The 19,071-nt window shown below is 75.0% G+C and carries 16 protein-coding genes and 2 pseudogenes; 3 read left to right on the forward strand and 15 right to left on the reverse strand.

Annotated features, from left to right (window positions below; genetic code table 11):
• Positions 1-98: 98 nt before the first annotated feature.
• The 15 genes and pseudogenes from gatB to ACGFIZ_RS18295 all read right to left on the reverse strand — a co-directional run bounded on the left by gatB (position 99) and on the right by ACGFIZ_RS18295 (position 17,863).
• Entirely contained in the window at positions 99-1,598 is a 1,500-nt protein-coding gene (gene gatB / locus ACGFIZ_RS18225) for an Asp-tRNA(Asn)/Glu-tRNA(Gln) amidotransferase subunit GatB (protein WP_393420620.1), read from the reverse strand.
• 13 nt (positions 1,599-1,611) lie between these two features.
• Positions 1,612-3,069, reverse strand: coding sequence for an Asp-tRNA(Asn)/Glu-tRNA(Gln) amidotransferase subunit GatA (gene gatA, locus ACGFIZ_RS18230; RefSeq protein WP_393420824.1), 1,458 nt, complete (start codon positions 3,067-3,069; stop codon positions 1,612-1,614).
• A 94-nt stretch (positions 3,070-3,163) separates the two neighbouring features.
• Positions 3,164-3,469: an Asp-tRNA(Asn)/Glu-tRNA(Gln) amidotransferase subunit GatC gene (gatC, locus tag ACGFIZ_RS18235; protein WP_393420622.1), complete on the reverse strand. Its 306-nt coding sequence runs from the start codon at positions 3,467-3,469 to the stop codon at positions 3,164-3,166.
• Positions 3,470-3,768: 299 nt separating this feature from the next.
• Entirely contained in the window at positions 3,769-6,423 is a 2,655-nt protein-coding gene (locus ACGFIZ_RS18240) for an EAL domain-containing protein (RefSeq protein WP_393420624.1), read from the reverse strand.
• Between the two features lie 225 nt (positions 6,424-6,648).
• Entirely contained in the window at positions 6,649-8,784 is a 2,136-nt protein-coding gene (gene ligA / locus ACGFIZ_RS18245; protein ID WP_393420826.1) for an NAD-dependent DNA ligase LigA, read from the reverse strand.
• Positions 8,785-9,153: 369 nt separating this feature from the next.
• On the reverse strand, positions 9,154-10,179 hold the full coding sequence (locus tag ACGFIZ_RS18250; protein WP_393420626.1) for an ADP-ribosylglycohydrolase family protein: 1,026 nt from the start codon (positions 10,177-10,179) through the stop codon (positions 9,154-9,156).
• Between the two features lie 100 nt (positions 10,180-10,279).
• Positions 10,280-10,648: a VOC family protein gene (locus ACGFIZ_RS18255; RefSeq protein WP_393420628.1), complete on the reverse strand. Its 369-nt coding sequence runs from the start codon at positions 10,646-10,648 to the stop codon at positions 10,280-10,282.
• A 107-nt stretch (positions 10,649-10,755) separates the two neighbouring features.
• Positions 10,756-10,953, reverse strand: a pseudogene (locus ACGFIZ_RS18260) (methionine synthase); the annotation flags it as partial.
• Between the two features lie 174 nt (positions 10,954-11,127).
• Positions 11,128-11,937, reverse strand: a pseudogene (locus tag ACGFIZ_RS18265) (methionine synthase); the annotation flags it as partial.
• Between the two features lie 36 nt (positions 11,938-11,973).
• A complete protein-coding gene (gene mnmA / locus ACGFIZ_RS18270; RefSeq protein WP_393420630.1) occupies positions 11,974-13,047 on the reverse strand; it encodes a tRNA 2-thiouridine(34) synthase MnmA in 1,074 nt (357 codons plus the stop codon).
• A gap of 148 nt (positions 13,048-13,195) precedes the next feature.
• Positions 13,196-14,371, reverse strand: coding sequence for a cysteine desulfurase family protein (locus ACGFIZ_RS18275; RefSeq protein ID WP_393420632.1), 1,176 nt, complete (start codon positions 14,369-14,371; stop codon positions 13,196-13,198).
• Positions 14,372-14,709: 338 nt separating this feature from the next.
• Positions 14,710-15,669 (reverse strand): electron transfer flavoprotein subunit alpha/FixB family protein, encoded by a 960-nt coding sequence (locus ACGFIZ_RS18280; RefSeq protein ID WP_393420634.1) that lies wholly within the window; start codon positions 15,667-15,669, stop codon positions 14,710-14,712.
• An 11-nt stretch (positions 15,670-15,680) separates the two neighbouring features.
• Entirely contained in the window at positions 15,681-16,460 is a 780-nt protein-coding gene (locus tag ACGFIZ_RS18285) for an electron transfer flavoprotein subunit beta/FixA family protein (protein WP_393420636.1), read from the reverse strand.
• A gap of 195 nt (positions 16,461-16,655) precedes the next feature.
• Positions 16,656-17,069: a hypothetical protein gene (locus ACGFIZ_RS18290; RefSeq protein WP_393420638.1), complete on the reverse strand. Its 414-nt coding sequence runs from the start codon at positions 17,067-17,069 to the stop codon at positions 16,656-16,658.
• Positions 17,066-17,863: a GNAT family N-acetyltransferase gene (locus tag ACGFIZ_RS18295; protein ID WP_393420640.1), complete on the reverse strand. Its 798-nt coding sequence runs from the start codon at positions 17,861-17,863 to the stop codon at positions 17,066-17,068. Before ACGFIZ_RS18295 ends, ACGFIZ_RS18290 begins: the two co-directional genes overlap by 4 nt.
• Before the next feature lie 41 nt (positions 17,864-17,904).
• Here ACGFIZ_RS18295 and ACGFIZ_RS18300 point away from each other — a divergent pair, with 41 nt between their 5' ends.
• The 3 genes from ACGFIZ_RS18300 to ACGFIZ_RS18310 are packed head-to-tail and all read left to right on the forward strand — an operon-like array spanning position 17,905 to position 19,040.
• Positions 17,905-18,297 carry a YidH family protein gene (locus ACGFIZ_RS18300; RefSeq protein WP_393420642.1) on the forward strand — a complete coding sequence of 131 codons (393 nt, stop codon included), beginning with the start codon at positions 17,905-17,907 and terminating at the stop codon, positions 18,295-18,297.
• On the forward strand, positions 18,294-18,593 hold the full coding sequence (locus tag ACGFIZ_RS18305) for a DUF202 domain-containing protein (protein WP_393420644.1): 300 nt from the start codon (positions 18,294-18,296) through the stop codon (positions 18,591-18,593). Before ACGFIZ_RS18300 ends, ACGFIZ_RS18305 begins: the two co-directional genes overlap by 4 nt.
• 27 nt (positions 18,594-18,620) lie before the next feature.
• Complete coding sequence (locus ACGFIZ_RS18310; RefSeq protein ID WP_393420646.1) at positions 18,621-19,040, forward strand: PLD nuclease N-terminal domain-containing protein; 420 nt, start codon at positions 18,621-18,623, stop codon at positions 19,038-19,040.
• The last annotated feature ends 31 nt before the right edge of the window (positions 19,041-19,071 follow it).

Genomic DNA, 19,071 nt, shown 5'->3' on the forward strand with positions numbered 1-19,071 from the left:
ACGGCAGTTCAGGGATCTGAAGCTGCCGCCAACCCCATGATCGACGCGGGTCCGGCCGGGGGCCGGGGGCGCGGGAGGGGTGGGGGTGGGGGGTGGGGTCAGGGCTGGGCGTTCAGGCGGGAGAGGATGAGCTCGCGGACGGTCTTGGCGTCGGCCTGGCCGCGGGTGGTCTTCATGACCGCGCCGACCAGCGCACCGGCCGCCGCGACCTTGCCGCTGCGGATCTTCTCGGCGATGTCCGGGTTGGCGGCGATCGCCTCGTCCACGGCGGCGGTGAGCGCCCCGGTGTCGGAGACGACCTCCAGACCCCGGTTGGTCATGATCTCGGTCGGCGAACCCTCGCCGGCCACCACGCCCTCCAGGACCGTACGGGCCAGCTTGTCGTTGAGCTTGCCGGCGTCGACCAGGCCCTGCAGCTCGGCGACCTGGGTCGGGGTGGCCCCGACGTCGGCCAGCTCCACGCCCGTCTCGTTGGCCCGGCGGGACAGCTCGCCCAGCCACCACTTGCGGGCGGCGGCCGGGGTGGCCCCGGCGGCCACGGTGGCCTCGATCAGCTCGACCGCGCCGGCGTTGAGCACCGACTGCATATCCTGGTCGGACAGGCCCCACTGCTCCTGGAGCCGGCGGCGGTGCACCCGGGGCAGCTCCGGCAGGGCGGCCTTCAGCTCGGCCACCCAGGCCGGGTCCGGCGCGAGCGGCACCAGGTCCGGCTCCGGGAAGTACCGGTAGTCGGTCGCGGTCTCCTTCGACCGGCCCGGGGTGGTGTCGCCGGTGTCCTCGTGGAAGTGCCGGGTCTCCTGGGTGATCTTCCCGCCCGCGTCGAGGACCGACGCCTGGCGCAGCATCTCCGAGCGGACGGCCCGCTCCACCGAGCGCAGCGAGTTCACGTTCTTGGTCTCGGTGCGGGTGCCCCACTCCTCGCCCGGCCGGTTGAGGGAGGTGTTCACGTCGCAGCGCAGCGAGCCCTCCTCCATCCGGACGTCGGAGACGCCCAGCGAGCGGATCACGTCGCGCAGCTCGGTGACGTACGCCCGGGCCACCTCGGGGGCCAGCGCGCCGGTGCCGGGCACCGGCTTCGTGACGATCTCCACCAGCGGGATGCCGGCCCGGTTGTAGTCCACCAGGGACTCCGTCGCGCCGTGGATCCGGCCGGTGGCGCCGCCGACGTGCAGCGTCTTGCCGGTGTCCTCCTCCAGGTGCACCCGCTCGATGCCGATGCGGACCAGCTCGCCGTTCACCTCGACGTCCAGGTACCCGTCGACGCAGAGCGGCTCGTCGTACTGGCTGATCTGGTAGTTCTTCGGCATGTCCGGGTAGAAGTAGTTCTTCCGGGCGAACCGGCACCACGTGGCGATCGAGCAGTTCAGCGCCAGGCCGATCCGGATCGTCGCCTCGATCGCCGCCTTGTTGGCGACCGGCAGCGAGCCGGGCAGGCCCAGGCAGACCGGGCAGACCCGGGTGTTCGGCTCGCCGCCGAAGTCCGTCGGGCAGCCGCAGAACATCTTGGTGTTCGTGCCCAGCTCGACGTGGGTCTCCAGGCCGATCACCGGTTCGTAGCGCGCGACGACGTCGTCGTACGCGGGCAAGGTCGTCGTCATCGGTGCTCCTGCCTCACAGTGCCGGTGGGGTGAACGTGCCGACCACGGACTCCAGCGCGGCGGCGACCCGGTACATCCGGTCGTCCGCCATCGTCGGGGCCATCACCTGCAGGCCGACCGGCAGGCCGTCGGAGAGCCCGCACGGCACCGAGATGCCGGGGCCGCCGTACAGGTTGGTCGGGATGGTGAACAGGTCGGCCAGGTACATCTGGTACGGGTCGGAGGTGCGCGCGCCGAGCGGGAACGCCACGAACGGCGTGGTCGGCGAGATCAGCGCGTCGACCCGCTCGAACGCGGCGGTGAAGTCCCGCGTGATCAGCGTCCGGACCTTCTGCGCCTGCCCGTAGTAGGCGTCGTAGTAGCCCGAGGAGAGGGCGTACGTGCCGATCATGATCCGCCGCTTGACCTCGGGGCCGAAGCCGGCGTCCCGGGTCAGCGACATGACCTCCTCCAGCGACCGGTTGCCGTCGTCGCCCGCGCGCAGCCCGAACCGGACCCCGTCGAACCGGGCCAGGTTGGACGAGCACTCGCTCGGCGCGATCAGGTAGTACGCCGGCAGGGCGTAGGTGAAGTGCGGGCAGGAGACCTCGACGATCTCCGCGCCGAGCTTGGCCAGCGCGTCGACCGACTCGCGGAACGCGGCCATCACGCCCGGCTCGGCGCCCTCGCCGGTGAACTCGGCGACCACGCCGAGCCGCACGCCGGTCAGGTCTCCGGTCGCGCCCAGCTTCGCGGCGGCGACCACGTCGGGCACCGGCGCCGGGATGGAGGTGGAGTCGCGCGGGTCGTGGCCGCCGATCACCGCGTGCAGCAGGGCCGCGTCCAGCACCGTACGCGCGCACGGGCCCGGAGTGTCCAGCGAGGAGGAGAACGCGACCAGGCCGTACCGGGAGGTGCCGCCGTACGTGGGCTTCGCGCCGACCGTGCCGGTGACCGCGCCGGGCTGGCGGATCGAGCCGCCGGTGTCCGAGCCGATCGCCAGCGGCGCCTCGTACGCGGCGAGCGCCGCGGAGCTGCCGCCGCCGGAGCCGCCCGGGATGCGGGTCAGGTCCCACGGGTTGCGGGTCGGCCCGTACGCCGAGTACTCCGTCGAGGAGCCCATGGCGAACTCATCCATGTTCGTCTTGCCGAGCATCACCGTGCCGGCCGCGCGCAGCCGCTGCACGATCGTCGAGTCGTACGGCGGACGCCAGCCCTCCAGGATCTTCGACCCGACGGTGGTCGGCACGCCCCTGGTGGTGAGCACGTCCTTCACCGCGACCGGCACGCCGGCCAGCGGGCCCAGCTCCTCACCGGCGGCCCGCCGCTCGTCGACGGCGCGGGCGGCGGCGAGCGCGCCCTCCGTGTCGACGTGCAGGAACGCGTGCACCCGGTCGTCGACGGCGGCGATCCGGTCCAGGTGGGCTCGGGTCACCTCGACGGCCGAGGTCTCCCCGCTGGCGACCAGCCCGGCGATCTCCGTCGCGGTCATCTTGATCAGGTCGGTCACGCCGCCGCCTCGCTTCGCTCGCCGGCGCCCTGAGCGCCGGACGCACCGTGCCCGATGATTCGCTCGCTGCGCTCGCTCATGACGCCACATCCTCGTCCAGGATCCGCGGGACGCGGAACCGCTGCTCCTCCGCGTCGGGCGCGCCCGACAGGGCCTCCTGCGGGGTCAGGCCCGGCACCACCACGTCCTCGCGCAGCACGTTCGTCAGCGGTACGGAGTGCGAGGTCGGCGGGATGTCCGCCGCGGCGACCTCGCCGACCTGGGCGACCGACTGGAGGATCACGTCGAGCTGGCCGGCGAAGACGTCCAACTCCTCCTCGGTGACGGCGAGCCGCGACAGTCGCGCCAGGTGCGCGACTTCCTCGCGGGAGATGGCGGCCATCAGTGCCCCCTTCGTGGCTGTCCTGCTTGGTCTGGCGGTGGGCCCGCCGCGCGCCCGGCCGGCGGTGCCGACGATGACGCGCGGTGACCGGAGCGAGTCTATTGTCCAGCACCCGCCCGGCGTCCCCGACTCCCCCTCCGTCACGGGGCGGCCCGCCGGGACGTGGTGTCGCTGGTGGGCGGCACGGTCCCGCCCGGGCCGCGCCGCCGGGCCACCGCGGGCATGCAGCCGGAGTACCGCGGGCGTGCAGCCGCGCTACCGCGGGCGTGCAGCCGAAGTACCGCGGGCATCCAGCCGCGCTACCGCGGGCGCACCGGCCGGTACCGGGACAGCCAGGTCTCCAGCTCCGCGGCCGGCATGGGCCGCGCGTAGAACCAGCCCTGCGCCAGGTCGCAGCCGGCGGCGTGCAGCAGCCGCCAGGTCCGCTCGTCCTCCACGCCCTCGGCGACGACCCGCAGCCCGAGCGCCCCGGCCAGCTCGATCACCGAGCGGACGATCGCCGCGTCGTCGGCGTCGTCGGCCATCCCGAGCACGAACGACCGGTCGACCTTCACCTCGGACAGCGGCAGCCGGCGCAGGTGCTGCATCGACGAGTACCCGGTGCCGAAGTCGTCCAGCGCGATGGCCACCCCGATGGAGTGCAGCCGGGAGATGGTGGCCAGCACCCGACGGGGGTCGGCCATCAGCGCGCCCTCGGTGATCTCCAGTTGCAGCCGGTCCGGCGGGACGCCGTACCGGGCGAGCCGGTCGGCGATCTGGTCGGCGATCTCGCCGGTGTGCAGGTCCCGGACGCTGACGTTGACCGCCGCCCGCAGACTGCTCCCGGCGGCGGACCACTTGGCCAACTGCTCCATCACGTCGTCAACCACCCGGCGGGTGAGCAGCCGCATCACGGCGCTCTGCTCGGCGACCCGGATCAACTCCTCGGGGTCGACCATGCCGCGGCGGGGGTGCCGCCACCGCAGCAGCGCCTCCACGCCGACCACCTCGCCCGTGGCGATGGCGACCTGCGGCTGGTAGTACATCGTGATCTCACCGGGGTCGCCCAGCTCGTCCGGCTGCCGGGCCGGCACCCCGCCGGTCGCCCTGCCGGGCACGGACCCCGCCGACCGTCCGCTCTCGCCGCCGACCGCCTGCGCGGTCCGGCCGCCCGACCCGGTCCCGGGCCGCCGCGCCGCCCCGCCGCCCGACCCTGCCCCGGCCCGGTCCGCCAGGCCGGCGCCGGCCGCCTGCCCCGCCCCGCCGCAGGACCTGCTGCCGGCACCCGCCCCCATGCCGGCGCCGGCCCCGGGGGCCGCGGCGCGACGGCGGATCGGGTCGGCGCCGGTGACGATGCGGTTGATCAACTCGTCCGGGTGGGCCGGCTCCGGCCGCCGGTGCCGGCGCGCCCGCCAGCGTCCCGGCGAGCCCGCCCCGGTCGCCGGGAGCAGGGCGGCGGGTCCGGCGGACAGCGCGGCCCCGTCCCCGGCGGGCAGGGCCGCAACGTCGTCCCCGGCGGGCAGGGCCGCGACGCCGTCCCCGGCGGGCATCGTCCCCCCGTCCCCCGGGAGGGCGACGCCGTCCCCGGCCCGCAGCGCGGCGCCGTCCCCGCCGCGCGCCCCGACCCGCTTCCGGCCGAGCCGGTCCGCCGCGCCCGCCGGTTCGGCCGGCCCGGATTCGAGTACGCGCCGCAGGTCGGCCAGCAGCCCGAGCCGCTCGGCGGAGTTGTGGTCGGACTCGGCGGCGTACACGGCCACGGTGTCGTTGCGGTGCTTGGCGTCGTACATCGCGACGTCGGCGTGACGCATCAGCGTGGCGAAGTCCTCCCCGTGGTCGGGGAAGATCGCGATGCCGATGGAGCCGCCGACGTCCAGCGGCAGCCCGTCCAGCGACACGGGCTCGGCCAGCGCGCGGGCCAGCCGCTCGGCGGTCTCCCGGGCGTCCTCCACCCCGGTCAGCCGGGCGCTGACGATGGCGAACTCGTCGCCGCCCAGCCGGGCCAGCAGGTCGCCCTCCCCCACCGCCCCGGCGAGCCGGGCGCTGACCTCGACGAGCAACCGGTCGCCCACGGCGTGGCCGAGCGCGTCGTTGACGTTCTTGAACCGGTCCAGGTCGATCAGCAGCAGCGCCAGATGGGCGTCGGAGGCGCCCTTGGCCGCTCGCTCGGCGTGCAGGTGGACCTGCTCGGCGACCTCGGCGAGCAGCGCCTTGCGGTTGGGCAGGCCGGTGAGCGGGTCGAGCGCGGCGAGCTGTTCCTGCTCGGCGGAGAGCCGGGTCATCCGGTACACCGCGAACAGCGGCACCAGCACCAGCGGGATCAGCGCGGCGCTGGCCCGGGCGGCCGCCACCAGCACCGGGGCCAGCAACAGCAGCGACCCGGTGGAGAGCAGCTCGTACCCCAGACCGAGGCGGAGGGTCGGCCACCAGCGGTCCCCGAACCGCAGCCGGATCGCGGTGTTGACCAGGCCGTAGTTGGCGACGAACCAGGCCGCCGTCGCCCCGATCACCGTCACCGCGTCGCTCGAGCTCAACGGCCCGCCCCGGAAGATGACGCCCGGGCCGAGCTCGGTGACCGCCGCCGCCGCGGCGAGGGCGCACGCGTACTGGGCGGCGTTGAAGCCGGTACGCCAGGCCGCGTACCCCATCCGCCACCCGGAGACCAGGACGGCCACCGCCTGCACGGCCACCGCCGGGCCCAGCCCCCAGCCCAGCAGGATGGCGAAGCTGAAACAGGTGGACGGGAAGACCGCCGAGGACTGCCGTCGACCCGGCGGCACGAACGGGCGCGCGTCGCACGCCACGGCGAGCGCCGCCATCGTCCAGAACGCCACCGGCAGCTCGGCGAGCTGATCGGGCAGGGCGGCCAGCGGCCCGGCCGACACCGCCAGGGCCAGCGCCGACACGGCGGCGACGAAGCCGAAGAAGGGCGTCACCCGCCCCGGCGGGACGGAGTTTCGCGGATCGGCGGCCTCCATCGCACCTCCCGGGACAGCGGCCACGGCGGGCCGTGCGCCCGACGTGCCCCCATGAAACGCCCTGCGGGACAGTATCCGGACGCGACAGCCACGGATCGGCCGTAGTCGTAATTAACTTGGTATACGCCGTCGGTGCACCGCCGTCACGCGGGGGTGGGCCCATTCGAGGCGCCGGCGCCCAGGGGAGGCGGGCTCTCCCGGGGCGCCGGCGCCTGCCCCGCGGCGTCAACCTTCGACGCGGGCCACCTCACGGGCCGCGTCCGGGCCCTGGTCGAGCAGCACCCCGAAGCCCTCCTCGTCCAGCACCGGCAGCTTGAGGCTGGCCGCCTTGTCGGCCTTGGAGCCGGGATTCTCGCCCACCACCACGAAGCTGGTCTTCTTGGACACCGAGCCGGTGACCTTGCCGCCCCGGGCCTGGATCGCCTCGGCCGCCTGGTCGCGGGAGAAGCCGGCAAGCGTGCCGGTCACCACGACGGTCACCCCCTCCAGCGGGCGCGGCCCCTCCTCGCCGGCCTCCTCGGTCATCCGAACGCCCGCCTCGGCCCACTTGCGGACCACCTCGTCGTGCCAGTCGACCGCGAACCACTCCTTGAGGCTGGCCGCGATCGTCGGGCCGACCCCGTCGACGGCCGACAGTTCCTCCTCGGTGGCGTTCCTGATCGCATCCATCGAGCGGAAGTGCCGGGCGAGGGCCTGGGCGGCGGTGGGGCCGACGTGCCGGATGGAGAGCCCGACGAGCACCCGCCACAGGTCCCGCTGCTTGGCCACCTTGAGGTTCTCGATCAGCTTGACCGCGTTGCTGCCGAGGCTGCCGTCCTTGTTCACGAAGAACGGCGACCGGGCGAGCTGCTCCTCGTCGAGCTGGAACAGGTCGCCCTCGTCGACGATGACCTCCGCCTCCAGCAGCGCCGCCGCGCCCTTGTAGCCGAGCACCTCGATGTCGAACGCGCCGCGGCCGGCCAGGTGGAAGACCCGCTCGCGCAGCTGGGCCGGGCAGCTGCGGCTGTTGGGGCAGCGGATGTCGACGTCGGCCTCCTTGGCGGGGGCCAGGGGGGTGCCGCAGGCCGGGCAGGAGGTCGGCATGACGAACGGCCGGGCGTCGACGGGCCGCAGGTCGACCACCGGGCCGAGCACCTCGGGGATCACGTCACCGGCCTTCCGGATCACCACCGTGTCGCCGATCAGCACGCCCTTGCGCTCCACCTCACGGGCGTTGTGCAGGGTGGCGAGGGCGACCGTGGAACCGGCCACCCGGACCGGTTCGAGCACGGCGAACGGGGTGACCCGGCCGGTCCGCCCGACGTTCACGTCGATGTCGAGCAGCTTGGTGTTGACCTCCTCCGGCGGATACTTGAAGGCGATCGCCCAGCGGGGAGCCCGGCTGGTCGAGCCGAGCCGCCCCTGGATGGGGACCGGGTCGACCTTGACCACCACGCCGTCGATCTCGTGCTCGACGTCGTGCCGGTGCTCGGCGTAGTGGGCGATGTACTCGGCGACGCCGGCCAGGTCCGGTACGACGCGCCAGCGGTCGCTGGTCGGCAGGCCCCACGCCCGCAGCGCCGCGTACGACTCGGACTGGGCCGTCGGGGTGAAGCCGCGCCGCGCGCCGATGCCGTGCACCACCAGGCGCAGCGGCCGGGACGCGGTGACCCGGGGATCCTTCTGCCGGAGGCTGCCGGCGGCGGCGTTGCGCGGGTTGGCGAACGGCGCCTTGCCCTGCTCGACCAGGCCGGCGTTGAGGTCGGCGAAGGCGGCGACCGGGAAGTAGACCTCGCCGCGCACCTCCAGCAGCTCCGGCATCTCCGGGAACTCGGTCGACGGGGTCAGCTCCGCCGGGACGTCCCGGATGCTGCGGACGTTGGCGGTGACGTCCTCGCCGGTGCGCCCGTCGCCCCGGGTCGCCGCGCGCACGAGCCGGCCCTTCTCGTACGTGAGGTTGATCGCCAGGCCGTCGACCTTGAGCTCGCACAGGTAGGGCACCGGGCCGCCCGCGTCGCGTTCCACCCGCTCGGCCCAGGCCGCCAACTCCTCGTCGGCGAAGGCGTTGTCGAGGGAGAGCATCCGCTCCGCGTGGGTGACGGGGGTGAAGTCCGTGGAGAACGTGCCGCCCACCCGCTGGGTCGGCGAGTCCGGGGTACGCAGGGCCGGATACTCGGCCTCCAGCGCCTCCAGCTCGCGCAGCCTCCGGTCGAACTCCGCGTCCGAGACCGTCGGCGCGTCCAGCACGTAGTAGCGGTACTGGTGTTCCGTCAGCTCCTGGCTGAGCGTCGCGTGCCGCTCCCGTACCTGCGCGGGCGGCTCGGCGCCGGCCGCCGCTTCCTGCGCCGGGGTCACCTGCTGCGGGACGGCGCCCTCGCCCACCCCGCCGGCCGGCGCCGGGTCACTTTCCACCGCGCCGCTCCTCGCCGCCTTGCCGCTCTCGGACACCTCGCCGCTCCCCGACACGCCACTCCCCGACACCTCGCCGCTGCCCGCCATGTGGTGCGACCTCCCGTGATCACGCTACTCCCGCACGGTATCCGCCGGGTGGGACAATCTCCCGCCCACCTGCCCACCCGCCCCGCGCCACCTCGCGCGCACCCCGCCCCACCCCACGCCGTCCCGCGCCGTCCCGCGCCGTCCCGCGCCCCGCCGAGTTGATCAAGAGCTTTGCGTCCGGTCTGCCGCGGCGGCTGACGCAAACCTCTTGATCGACCCGAGCATGGCCCGCCCCAGGCTCGTGCGGGTGGGTCAGTGGGCGGGCGGGAGGGCGAGGGTGGTGAGGGTGGTCAGGTCCGCGGCGTACTCGATGCGGGTGGACCAGTCGTCGGGCCAGGCGGACATCCCGTGGGCGGCACCGACGAACGCGCCGGCCAGGGCGGCGATGGAGTCGGAGTCGCCGGCCGTCGTGGCGCCCCGGGCCAGCGCGCCGACCGGGTCGTCGGCGTGCCGCAGCGCGCAGAGCAGCGCGGTCGCCAGGGCCTCCTCGGCGACCCAGCCCTCGCCGGTGTGCCGGCACGGGTCTGCGCCGTCGTCCGGCCGGCCCAGAGCGGTGGACAGCCGGCCCAGGGCGCGCAGGCACTCGTCCCAGCCGCGGGCGATGAAGTCCTCCGGCGAGTCGACGCCCGGCCGCTGCCAGAGGTCGCCGAGCCAGTCCGCCCGGTAGACCCGGCGCTGCTCCCGGGCCCGCGCCGTCAGCAGCGCCGGCAACTCGTCCAGGGCCGCGCCGTCGAGCAGCACCCGGACCGCGTACGCGGTCAGCTCGCTGGCGGCCAGCCCGGTCGGATGGCCGTGGGTCAGGCCCGCCTGGAGCTGGGCGAGCCCGGCCAGGGTGTCCGCGTCGACGGGGAGCAGCCCGACCGGGGTGACCCGCATGTTGGCCCCGCAGCCCTTCGAGCCGGCCACCGTCGCATCCTGCCAGCGCACCCCCCTGGCCAGCTCGGCGCAAGCGCGCAGGCAGGTCATCCCGGGGGCGCGGTTGTTGTCCGGGCTGACCGCCCAGGCCAGGAACCGCTCGCGCAGCAGCGGCTCGACCGCCTCCGGGGTGAACGCCGGCGCGTCGCGCAGCGCCCAGCCCACCGCGAGCGCCATCTGGGTGTCGTCCGTGACCAGCGCCGGGTCGCCCTCCAGCTGGCGGGGGCCGCCCGGGCCGTACCGGCGGTGGATCTCGGCGACGGTCAGGAACTCGGTCGGCTTGCCCAACGCGTCACCGTAGGCGAGGCCGAACAGCGAGCCGGAGGCCCGCTGGAGCGAGGAGTCGATCACATCCGCGATCATGCCGGGCGACGGCAACCACCGCCACGCGGCGTGATCGCGCCGGGCGGGGACCCCCCGAGGCCGCCGCGACGCGGCCACGGTCGCGCCGGGCGGGGAGCCGTCAGTCCCAGCAGAGGCAGAACGGGTGACCGGCCGGGTCGGCGTACACCCGGAAGCCCTCCCCCTCGCCCGGCAGCCGCCGCGCGCCGAGGGCCAGCGCCGCCTTCTCGGCGGCCTCGATGTCGTCCACGGTGACGTCGAGGTGGAGCTGCTGCGGCCGCTCCGGGTCGGGCCACGTCGGCGGACGCAGGTCGGGCGCCTTCTGGAAGGCGAGCCGCGGCTGGTGCCCCGGCGGGCCGCCGAGCACCACCCAGTCGTCGCCGTCGGAGTCACCCTCGATCAGCGGCAGGCCCAGCAGCCCGCCGTAGAACGCCGCGAGGGCTCTCGGATCGGGGCAGTCGATGACCGTCGAGCGAAGCTGTCCAATCATGCCCGTCATCCTGCCCGCCCGGTCCGACAGGAAACCTCACGCGCCGAGGAGGGCGCCTTCTCGACGCGGCGAAGCGCCGCACGTCGACGAGGGGCCCTCCTCGCGCCTCAGTCCTCGGCGAGTCGCCGCCCGGCGTCCCGGCACGCGGCGAGCACCGCCCGGACGTACTGCGGGGTGGCTCCGGCCAGGCCGCAGGCGGGAGTGACGACGACCTGCTCGGCGAGGCGGGCCCGGGGGAAGCCGAGGCGGTCCCAGAGCTGACGTACCCGGTCTGCGACCTGGGCCGACGTCGGCGCGCGACCGGCCGGCGGCGTCGCCGGCGCGGCGCCGGACACCGCGCGACCGCCCGGCGGCAGCGGCGCCGGCGCGGCGCCAGCCACCGCGCGACCGCCCGGCGGCAGCGTCACCGGCGCGGCGCCAGCCACCGCGCGACCGCCCGGCGGCAGCGTCGCCGGCGCGGCGCCAGCCACCGCGCGACCGCCCGACGGCAGCGTCACCGGCGCGGCGCCGGCCAGCAACCCGAGGCCGGCGTCGATGGCCTCGCCCAGCGGATCCAGGTCCCTGACCAGCCCCAGGTCCAGCGCCACCCCGACCGCGCCGGCCGAGCGGACCACGTCCAGCGGCACGTCGGGCGCGCAGCAGTGGATCACGGTCGGCACCCCGACCGCCTCGACCACCGTGCGCAGCGCCGCCGCCGCGTCGGGCCGCTCCACCGCCCGGTACGTGCCGAAGCCGCTCTCGGTCGGCACCCGGCCGGCGAGCACCGCCGGCAGGGACGGCTCGTCGAGCTGGAGCAGCACCGAGGCGCGGGGCACCCGACGGCTGACCGCGGCGACGTACGCGCGCAGTCCCTCGGCGAGGGAGGCGGTGAGGTCCCGGACGGCGCCCGGGTCGCGCAGCATCCGGCCGCCGATGGGCCGGTCGACCGCGGCGGCCAGGGTGAACGGGCCGCCGGCCTGCACCTTGAGTGTCCCGGCGTACTCCTCGGCCTGTTCGGCGAGCTGGTCGAGGTCGCGTTCCATCAGGTCCCGCGCCCGGCGCAGGTCGCGCCCCGGGCGCGGGGCGACCCGCCAGCGGGCCGCGTACAGCTCCACGGGCAGCTCGACCAGCAGGCCGGCGGTGCGCCCGACGAGGTCGGCGCCGGGGCCGCGCGCCGGCAGTTCGGGCAGGTGGGGCAGCGCGGGCAGTTCCCCGAGGACCATCCGCAGCGCCTCGGCGACGTCGGTGCCGGGCAGGGAGCCGATGCCTGTCGCCGCGCCGGCGGGCCAGGGCCAGGGCTGATCAGTCACGGCCGAAGGGTATCCAACGCCCGGGCCGGGAGGGCGTCAGGCGGCGATGGTGGCGGAGCCGAGGACCACGTCGCCGGCCGGGTCCGGCCGGTACGCGACGATCGCCTGGCCGGCGGCGACGCCGCGGACGGGGCGGCGCAGCTCGGCGTGCAGCCCGTCGCCGTCCAGCGACACCGTGGCCGGCACCACGTCGCCGTGCGCGCGCAGCTGCACCTCGCACTCGACCGGCCCGGCCGGCGGCTCGCACCCGGTCCACACCGGACGCTCGGCGCGTACCGTGCGGACCTCCAGCGCCTCCGCGGGGCCCACCGTCACGGTGTTGGTCTTCGGGGTGATCGAGAGCACGTAGCGCGGGCGGCCGTCGGGGGCGGGGCGGTCCAGGTGCAGGCCGCGCCGCTGCCCCACCGTGTACGCGTACGCGCCGGTGTGGCTGCCCACCACCGCGCCGGTCAGCGCGTCGACGACGTCGCCCGGCGCCTCGCCCAGCCGCTGGGCGAGGAAGCCGCGGGTGTCGCCGTCGGCGATGAAGCAGATGTCGTGCGAGTCGGGCTTGTCGGCCACCGCGAGCCCGCGCCGGGCCGCCTCCTCGCGGACCTGGGCCTTCGTCGAGTCGCCGAGCGGGAAGATCGACCGGTCGAGCTGCGCTCGGGTCAGCACCGCCAGCACGTACGACTGGTCCTTGGCCAGGTCGACGCTGCGGCGCAGCAGGCCGTCCGGGCCGAGCCGGGCGTGGTGGCCGGTGACCACGGCGTCGAAGCCGAGGGCCACGGCCCGGTCCAGCACCGCCGCGAACTTGATCTTCTCGTTGCAGCGCAGGCAGGGGTTCGGGGTACGCCCCGCGGCGTACTCGGCGACGAAGTCGTCGACGACGTCGGCGTGGAACCGGTCGGCCATGTCCCAGACGTAGAAGGGGATGCCGATGACGTCGGCCGCCCGCCGGGCGTCCCTGGAGTCCTCCAGGGTGCAGCATCCGCGCGCTCCCGTGCGGTACGTCTGCGGGTTGCGGGCCAGCGCCAGGTGCACCCCGGTCACGTCGTGCCCGGCCTCCACCGCCCGCGCCGCCGCCACGGCGGAGTCCACCCCGCCCGACATCGCCGCCAACACCCTCACCGCGCCACGCTCCCTTCCCCTCGGAAGCCTATCGCCCGCCCCCAGGGTCACCGCGATCTTGCAATTGTGGCCCCGGCGAAGTGGACAAAAGCCGCGAACGAGGGGCCAGGAGTGCAAGATCGCGGGGAACGGGCTGGTGAGCGGGGGGTCAGCGGGGGGTACGGAAGGCGGCGGCGCGGCGGGCCCGGTCCACCGCCGCCGGGAGGGCGGCGATCAGGGCGTCCACGTCCTCCTGCGTGCTGGTGTGACCGAGGGTGAAGCGCAGCGAGGAGCGGGCCCGGTCGTCGTCGGCGCCCATCGCGATCAGCACGTGCGACGGTTGGGCCACCCCGGCCGAGCAGGCCGATCCGGTCGAGCAGGCGATCCCCTGGGCGTCCAGCAGGAGCAGCAGGGCGTCCCCCTCGCAGCCGGGGAACGAGAAGTGCGCGTTGCCGGGCAGCCGGTCGGCCGGGTCGCCGTTGAAGACCACCTCGGGTACGGCGTGCCGCACCCGCTCCACCAGGTCGTCGCGGAGGGCGGCCACCCGCGCCGCGTACTCCTGCTGGCCCTTCACGGCGGTCTCCACGGCGACGGCGAAGGCGACGATGCCGGCGGTGTCCGGCGTGCCGGAGCGGACGTCGCGCTCCTGGCCGCCGCCGTGCAGCAGCGGGGTGGCCACGACGTCCCGGGCGAGCAGCAGGGCGCCGACGCCGGTCGGGCCGCCCAGCTTGTGCCCGGTGACGGTGAGCGCGGCGACGCCGCTGGCGGCGAAGTCGACCGGCACCTGACCGACCGCCTGGATCGCGTCGGTGTGGAACGGCACCCCGTGCTCGGCGGCGACGGCGGCCAGCGCGGCGACCGGCTGGAGGGTGCCCACCTCGTTGTTGGCCCACATCGCGGTGACCACGGCGACCCGCTCGCCGTGCTCGGCCAGCTCGGCGCGCAGCGCGTCCGGGTCGAGCCGGCCGGTGTGGTCCACCGGCAGCCAGCCCACCTCGGCCCCCTCGTGGTCGGCCAGCCAGTCCACCGCGTCGAGGACGGCGTGGTGCTCCACCGCGCTGGAGACCACCCGGCGCCGGTCGGCGGACCCCGCCCGGCGGGCCCAGAAGATGCCCTTCACCGCCAGGTTGTCGCTCTCCGTACCGCCGCCGGTGAAGATCACCTCGGACGGGCGGGCGCCCAGCGCGGCCGCGATCCGCTCGCGGGACTCCTCCACCCGGCGGCGGGCGCGCCGGCCGGCCGCGTGCAGTGACGACGCGTTGCCGACCTCGCGGGCGGTGGCCACGTACGCCTCGAGTGCCTCGTCCAGCATCGGGGTCGTCGCGGCGTGATCCAGGTATGCCATCACCGCCCAGCGTACTGACCTGGGTTCCGCGAGCCGGACGCCGGAGGGTGCCAACAAGGGCCGCTGCTCCACCGGAGCGGCTGTCGACAAGGGGCCCCTCCCTACCGGGCCCCGGGGTAGTACCGTGCGAAGAGCTGATCGGCGGGCCGGCTCAGCTCCCCGGCCCGCCGATCAGTCCCGCTCGGCGCCGATCATTCCGCTCGGCGCCGATCAGTCCCGCTCGGCGCGGACCAGCCCCACTCAACCCGGAGCAGCCCCGCGGCGCGGACCAGTCCCGCTCAACGCGGAGGCCGCCGTCCGTGGAGCGGGCGGCGGCCCCCGGTGGACCGGGCGTGGGGTCAGCGGCGCTTGCGGATCTCCTCGGCGGCCTGGGGGACGACCTTGAACAGGTCGCCGACGACGCCGAAGTCGGCGAGTTCGAAGATCGGCGCTTCGGCGTCCTTGTTCACCGCGACGATGGTCTTCGAGGTCTGCATGCCGGCCCGGTGCTGGATCGCGCCGGAGATGCCCAACGCGACGTACAGCTGCGGGGAGACCGTCTTGCCGGTCTGGCCCACCTGGAACTGGTGCGGGTAGAACCCGGAGTCCACGGCCGCGCGGGACGCGCCGACGGCGCCGCCGAGCAGGTCGGCCAGCTCCTCGACCAGCTTGAAGTTGTCGGCGTTGCCCACCCCGCGGCCGCCGGAGACGACCACGGACGCCTCGGTCAGCTCCGGACGGGAGCCCTTCTGCTCGGCGACCCGGTCGACGACCCGGGCCAGCTTGTCGCCCTCGGCCACCGACACGGTCAACTGCTCGACGGTCGGGGTGGCCGCGGCCGGGACCGGGGTCACCGAGTTCGGCCGGACCGTGACCAGCGGCAGGCCCCTGGTCACCTTCGACTTCACGATGGTCGAGCCGGCGAACGCCACCTGGGTCGCGGTGCCGTCCGCGTCGAGGGCGACCACGTCGGTCAGGATGCCGTTGTCCAGCTTGACGGCCAGCCGGGCGGCGATCTCCTTGCCCTCCTGGGCGGAGGCGAGCAGCACCGCGGCCGGCTGCACCCGCCGCACCAGGTCGGCGAGCACGGTGGCCTTCGGGGCCACCAGGTAGCCGTCGATGTCGGCGCTCTCGGCGGCGTAGACCTTCTCCGCGCCGTACTCGCCCAGCCTGCCGGTCAGCGCGTCGGCGGCGCCGGGACCGCCGAGCACCACCGCCGCGGGCGTGCCCAGCTCGCGGGCGAGGGTGAGCATCTCCAGGGTGACCTTCTTGACGCCGAACTCCCGGGTGGCGTCGACGACGACGAGAACCTCAGCCATGTCCAGACCCCTCACACGAACTTCTCGGTGGCGAGGAACTCGACCAGCTGCACGCCGCCGGAGCCCTCATCGGTGACCTTCGCCCCGCCGGAGCGCGGCGGCCGCTTGCTGTGCTCCAGCACCGCGCTGGTCGCGCCGTCGAAGCCGACCTCCGTCGGGGCGATGCCCAGATCGGCCAGCGACAGCGTCTGGACCGGCTTCTTCTTCGCGGCCATGATGCCCTTGAACGACGGGTACCGCGGCTCGTTGATGGTGTCCCACACCGAGACCACCGCCGGGGTCGAGGCAGTGACGACCTCATACCCCTCTTCCGTCTGCCGCTCCACCGTCAACGTCGCCCCGTCCACGGTCAGCTTCCGCGCCCCGGTCAACGCCGCGACGCCGAGCCGCTCGGCGAGCATGTGCGGCATCACCTGCACCCGACCGTCGGTGGACTCCGCCCCGCAGATCACCAGGTCCGCGCCCAGTTGACCGAGGGCGGCGGCGAGCACCTTCGAGGTGGCCACCGCGCAGGAGCCGTGCAGGGCGTCGTCCACCACGTGCACGGCCTTGTCCGGCCCCATCGACAGCGCCTTACGGATCGACTCGGACGCCTTGTCCGGACCCATGGTCAGGACGGTGACCTCACCCCCGTGCGCCTCCTTGATCTTCAACGCCTCCTCGATGGCGTACTCGTCCATCTCGTTGATCACGTTGTTCGCCGAACCGCGGTCGACGGTGTTGTCGTCAGCACGCAGGTTGCGGTCCGCGCCCGAATCAGGCACCTGCTTGACGAGTACGACGATGTTCATCGCGCTTCGACGACCCTCCTGGTTGGTGGTGCGATTTCTCGCCCGGTCACGGCCGCAGCCTCCCGCGCGACTTAACGATCGGTCAACCGCGGGCTGTGTGCGGTTGCCCACGCGCGCAATGTTACCCGCAAGTAGCTTTCGGCTCCCGGGACCTCAGAGTGACACAGCTCACCACCAGCCGGCGGCCCGGGGCGCTCAGGCCGGCTCGGCCAGCGCGCCCCTGATCCGGTCGATCATCTCCGCCTCCGCCGACGCCACGCCCCGGTCCGCGCGGGCCACCTGCTCGGCGGCGGCGAGCACCAGCGACCGGTAGCCCGCCACGTCCCCCGGCGCCTTCTCCCGCAGGATCTCCACCGCCCGGCGCAGCGCCGGCAGCACCACCGCCTCGATCTCCGGCACCGAGTCCCGCGGCAGCTTCGGCAGCGGACCGACGGTGAGGGCCTCCCGCACCGGGCCGCTCGCCTCCGACATCACCCCGGACGCCGCGAAGCTCTCCCGGATCAGGGCGAACACGCCGGGATCGGCGTTCGAGACCAGGAAGACCGCGCCGAACGCGCCCGTCTTCAGGGTGAGCCGCTCCTCGTCCGTCAGCCACTGCTCCATGGTCACGGAGTGTAGATGTAGGGCGTGGTCGTGGTGACCGCTACGAGCCCGAGCCGCTCCAGGATCGGCCGGCTGTCGGGCGAGCAGTCCACCTGCAACAACGTCTTCCCGCGCTGCCGCGCCAGCCGCGCCCGGTACGCCACCAGCGCCCGGTAGATGCCCCGGCCCCGCCACTGGAGCAGCGTCGAGCCGCCCCAGAGGGTGGCGAAGCCGGTGCCCGTGACGTACCGCACCCAGCCGGCGCTGACCACCGTGTCCCCCGCCTCGGCCACCACGACGGTGATGGACTGCGGGTCGGCCTCGATCTCCTTCGCCAGCCCCGTCACCAGGTGGCTGCGGTCGGCCTGCCAGACCGCCTCCTCCATCGCGGCGATCCGTTCGAGGTCCGCGCGGGCGGCGACCTCGCGCAGGCGTACCCCGTCGGGCAGGACCGGGACGGCGGCGGCCAGCGCCGCGACCGGGCCGACCAACACTGCCTCCAGGTCCTCGGGCACGAACCCCGCCGCGCGCAGCCGGTCGCCCAGGTCGGCCGGCTCGTCGTGGCCGTTGAGCTTCCACTCCACCGCCTCGCCCCGCGCGCGGAAGAACTCCACCTGCCGGGCGATCAGCTCGTCCAGCTCCGCCCCGGCCAGCCCGCCCAGGTCCCGGTACGTGAGGAAGCCCCGGTGGTCGAGGCCGAGGACGCGGGCCAGCGGGCCGTCCCGTTCGACGGTCACCCCGGCCGGCAGCGGGTCGGGGATCTCCGGGCGGATCTGGGCGTCGTACGCGTCCCGCAGCGTGCGGGCGTCAAGATCGGTCATCCCCCCAGACTAGGCATCGGGCAAAGCGGATAATCGGCGGCGTGTGGGAGGCGATCAGGCGGTGGTTCGACCCGCGGGAGCTGCGGTCGGTGGGCAGCCGGCCCGACTACCGGTTCTCCCTGGCCAACGAGCGCACCTTTCTGGCCTGGCTGCGTACCGGGCTGGCGCTGGTCGGCGGCGGGCTGGCCGCCGCCCAGTTCCTGCCCCCGCTGCCGCTGGCGCACCTGCGCGAGGTGATCGCCGTCGCGCTGCTGCTGCTCGGGGCCGCGGTCGCGGTGCGGGCGGTCGACCACTGGGCCCGGACCGAGCGGGCCATCCGGCTCGGCGAGGAGCTGCCGGCGTCCCGCTTCCCGGCCGTGCTCGCCCTCGCCGTCGGGCTGGGCGCGCTGCTGCTGGTGGTCGCGGTGCTCGCCGGGACGGTCGGCCGCCGGTGACCGCCGACCCCGGACTGCAACCGGAGCGGACCCGGCTGGCCTGGCGGCGTACGCTGCTCGCGCTCACCGCGGTCACCGTGCTGGCCGTCCGGCAGGCGCTGGCCGGGGACCTGGCCGGGGCGCTGCTGGCCGGCGCGGCGCTGCTCGGCTGGGCAGCCACGCTGGCGCTGTGCTGGCGGCGGGCCACCGGCTCGGGCCCCGTCCGCACCGCCTCGCGGGCCATGCCGGTGGTCGCCCTGGCCGCGGTCGGCAACGCGGTGCTGGGCGTGCTGCTGGCGTTGCGCGGGGTGTGGTGACCGGCGCCGGTGCGCCATGATGGGCGCATGGCCCGGCTGTACGTCCTGCTGTTCCTCGTCCAGATCGTCCTCGCCGTCAGCGCCCTGATCAGCTGCCTGTCGGCGGAGGAGGATCGGATCCGGGCGCTGCCCCGGATCGTCTGGGTGCTGGTCATCCTGCTGTTCCCGCTGCTCGGCTCGATCGCGTGGTTCCTGGCCGGCCGGGAGCCCGACCCGGCGCGGGCCCGCCCGGCCCGGCCGGCCGACGGCGCCCCGCCCGGGCGCGACCGGCGCCGGCCCGTCGCCCCGGACGACGACCCGGAGTTCCTCGAGTCCCTCGCCGAGCGCTCCCGGCAGCAGGACCAGGAGCTGTTCCGCCGCTGGGAGGAGGACCTGCGCCGGCGCGAGGACGACCTGCGCCGCCGGGAGGGCGACCCGCCCCGCGAGGAGGACCGCCCCGAGGTGTGAGCCGGGCGGCGGCGCACACCCCGGGGTCGCC

The sequence above is a fragment of the Micromonospora sp. NPDC048830 genome, from assembly GCF_043198215.1.
Lineage (GTDB): Bacteria > Actinomycetota > Actinomycetes > Mycobacteriales > Micromonosporaceae > Micromonospora.

Coding starts and splice junctions, on each gene's coding strand:
- ACGFIZ_RS18275 (WP_393420632.1), bottom strand. CDS start 14,371: ATGGCATACCTGGATCACGCCGCGACGACCCCGATGCTGGACGAGGCA.
- gatB (WP_393420620.1), bottom strand. CDS start 1,598: ATGACGACGACCTTGCCCGCGTACGACGACGTCGTCGCGCGCTACGAA.
- gatA (WP_393420824.1), bottom strand. CDS start 3,069: ATGACCGCGACGGAGATCGCCGGGCTGGTCGCCAGCGGGGAGACCTCG.
- ACGFIZ_RS18240 (WP_393420624.1), bottom strand. CDS start 6,423: ATGGAGGCCGCCGATCCGCGAAACTCCGTCCCGCCGGGGCGGGTGACG.
- ACGFIZ_RS18310 (WP_393420646.1), top strand. CDS start 18,621: ATGGCCCGGCTGTACGTCCTGCTGTTCCTCGTCCAGATCGTCCTCGCC.
- ACGFIZ_RS18280 (WP_393420634.1), bottom strand. CDS start 15,669: ATGGCTGAGGTTCTCGTCGTCGTCGACGCCACCCGGGAGTTCGGCGTC.
- ACGFIZ_RS18255 (WP_393420628.1), bottom strand. CDS start 10,648: ATGATTGGACAGCTTCGCTCGACGGTCATCGACTGCCCCGATCCGAGA.
- gatC (WP_393420622.1), bottom strand. CDS start 3,469: ATGGCCGCCATCTCCCGCGAGGAAGTCGCGCACCTGGCGCGACTGTCG.
- ACGFIZ_RS18285 (WP_393420636.1), bottom strand. CDS start 16,460: ATGAACATCGTCGTACTCGTCAAGCAGGTGCCTGATTCGGGCGCGGAC.
- ACGFIZ_RS18250 (WP_393420626.1), bottom strand. CDS start 10,179: ATGATCGCGGATGTGATCGACTCCTCGCTCCAGCGGGCCTCCGGCTCG.
- ACGFIZ_RS18295 (WP_393420640.1), bottom strand. CDS start 17,863: ATGACCGATCTTGACGCCCGCACGCTGCGGGACGCGTACGACGCCCAG.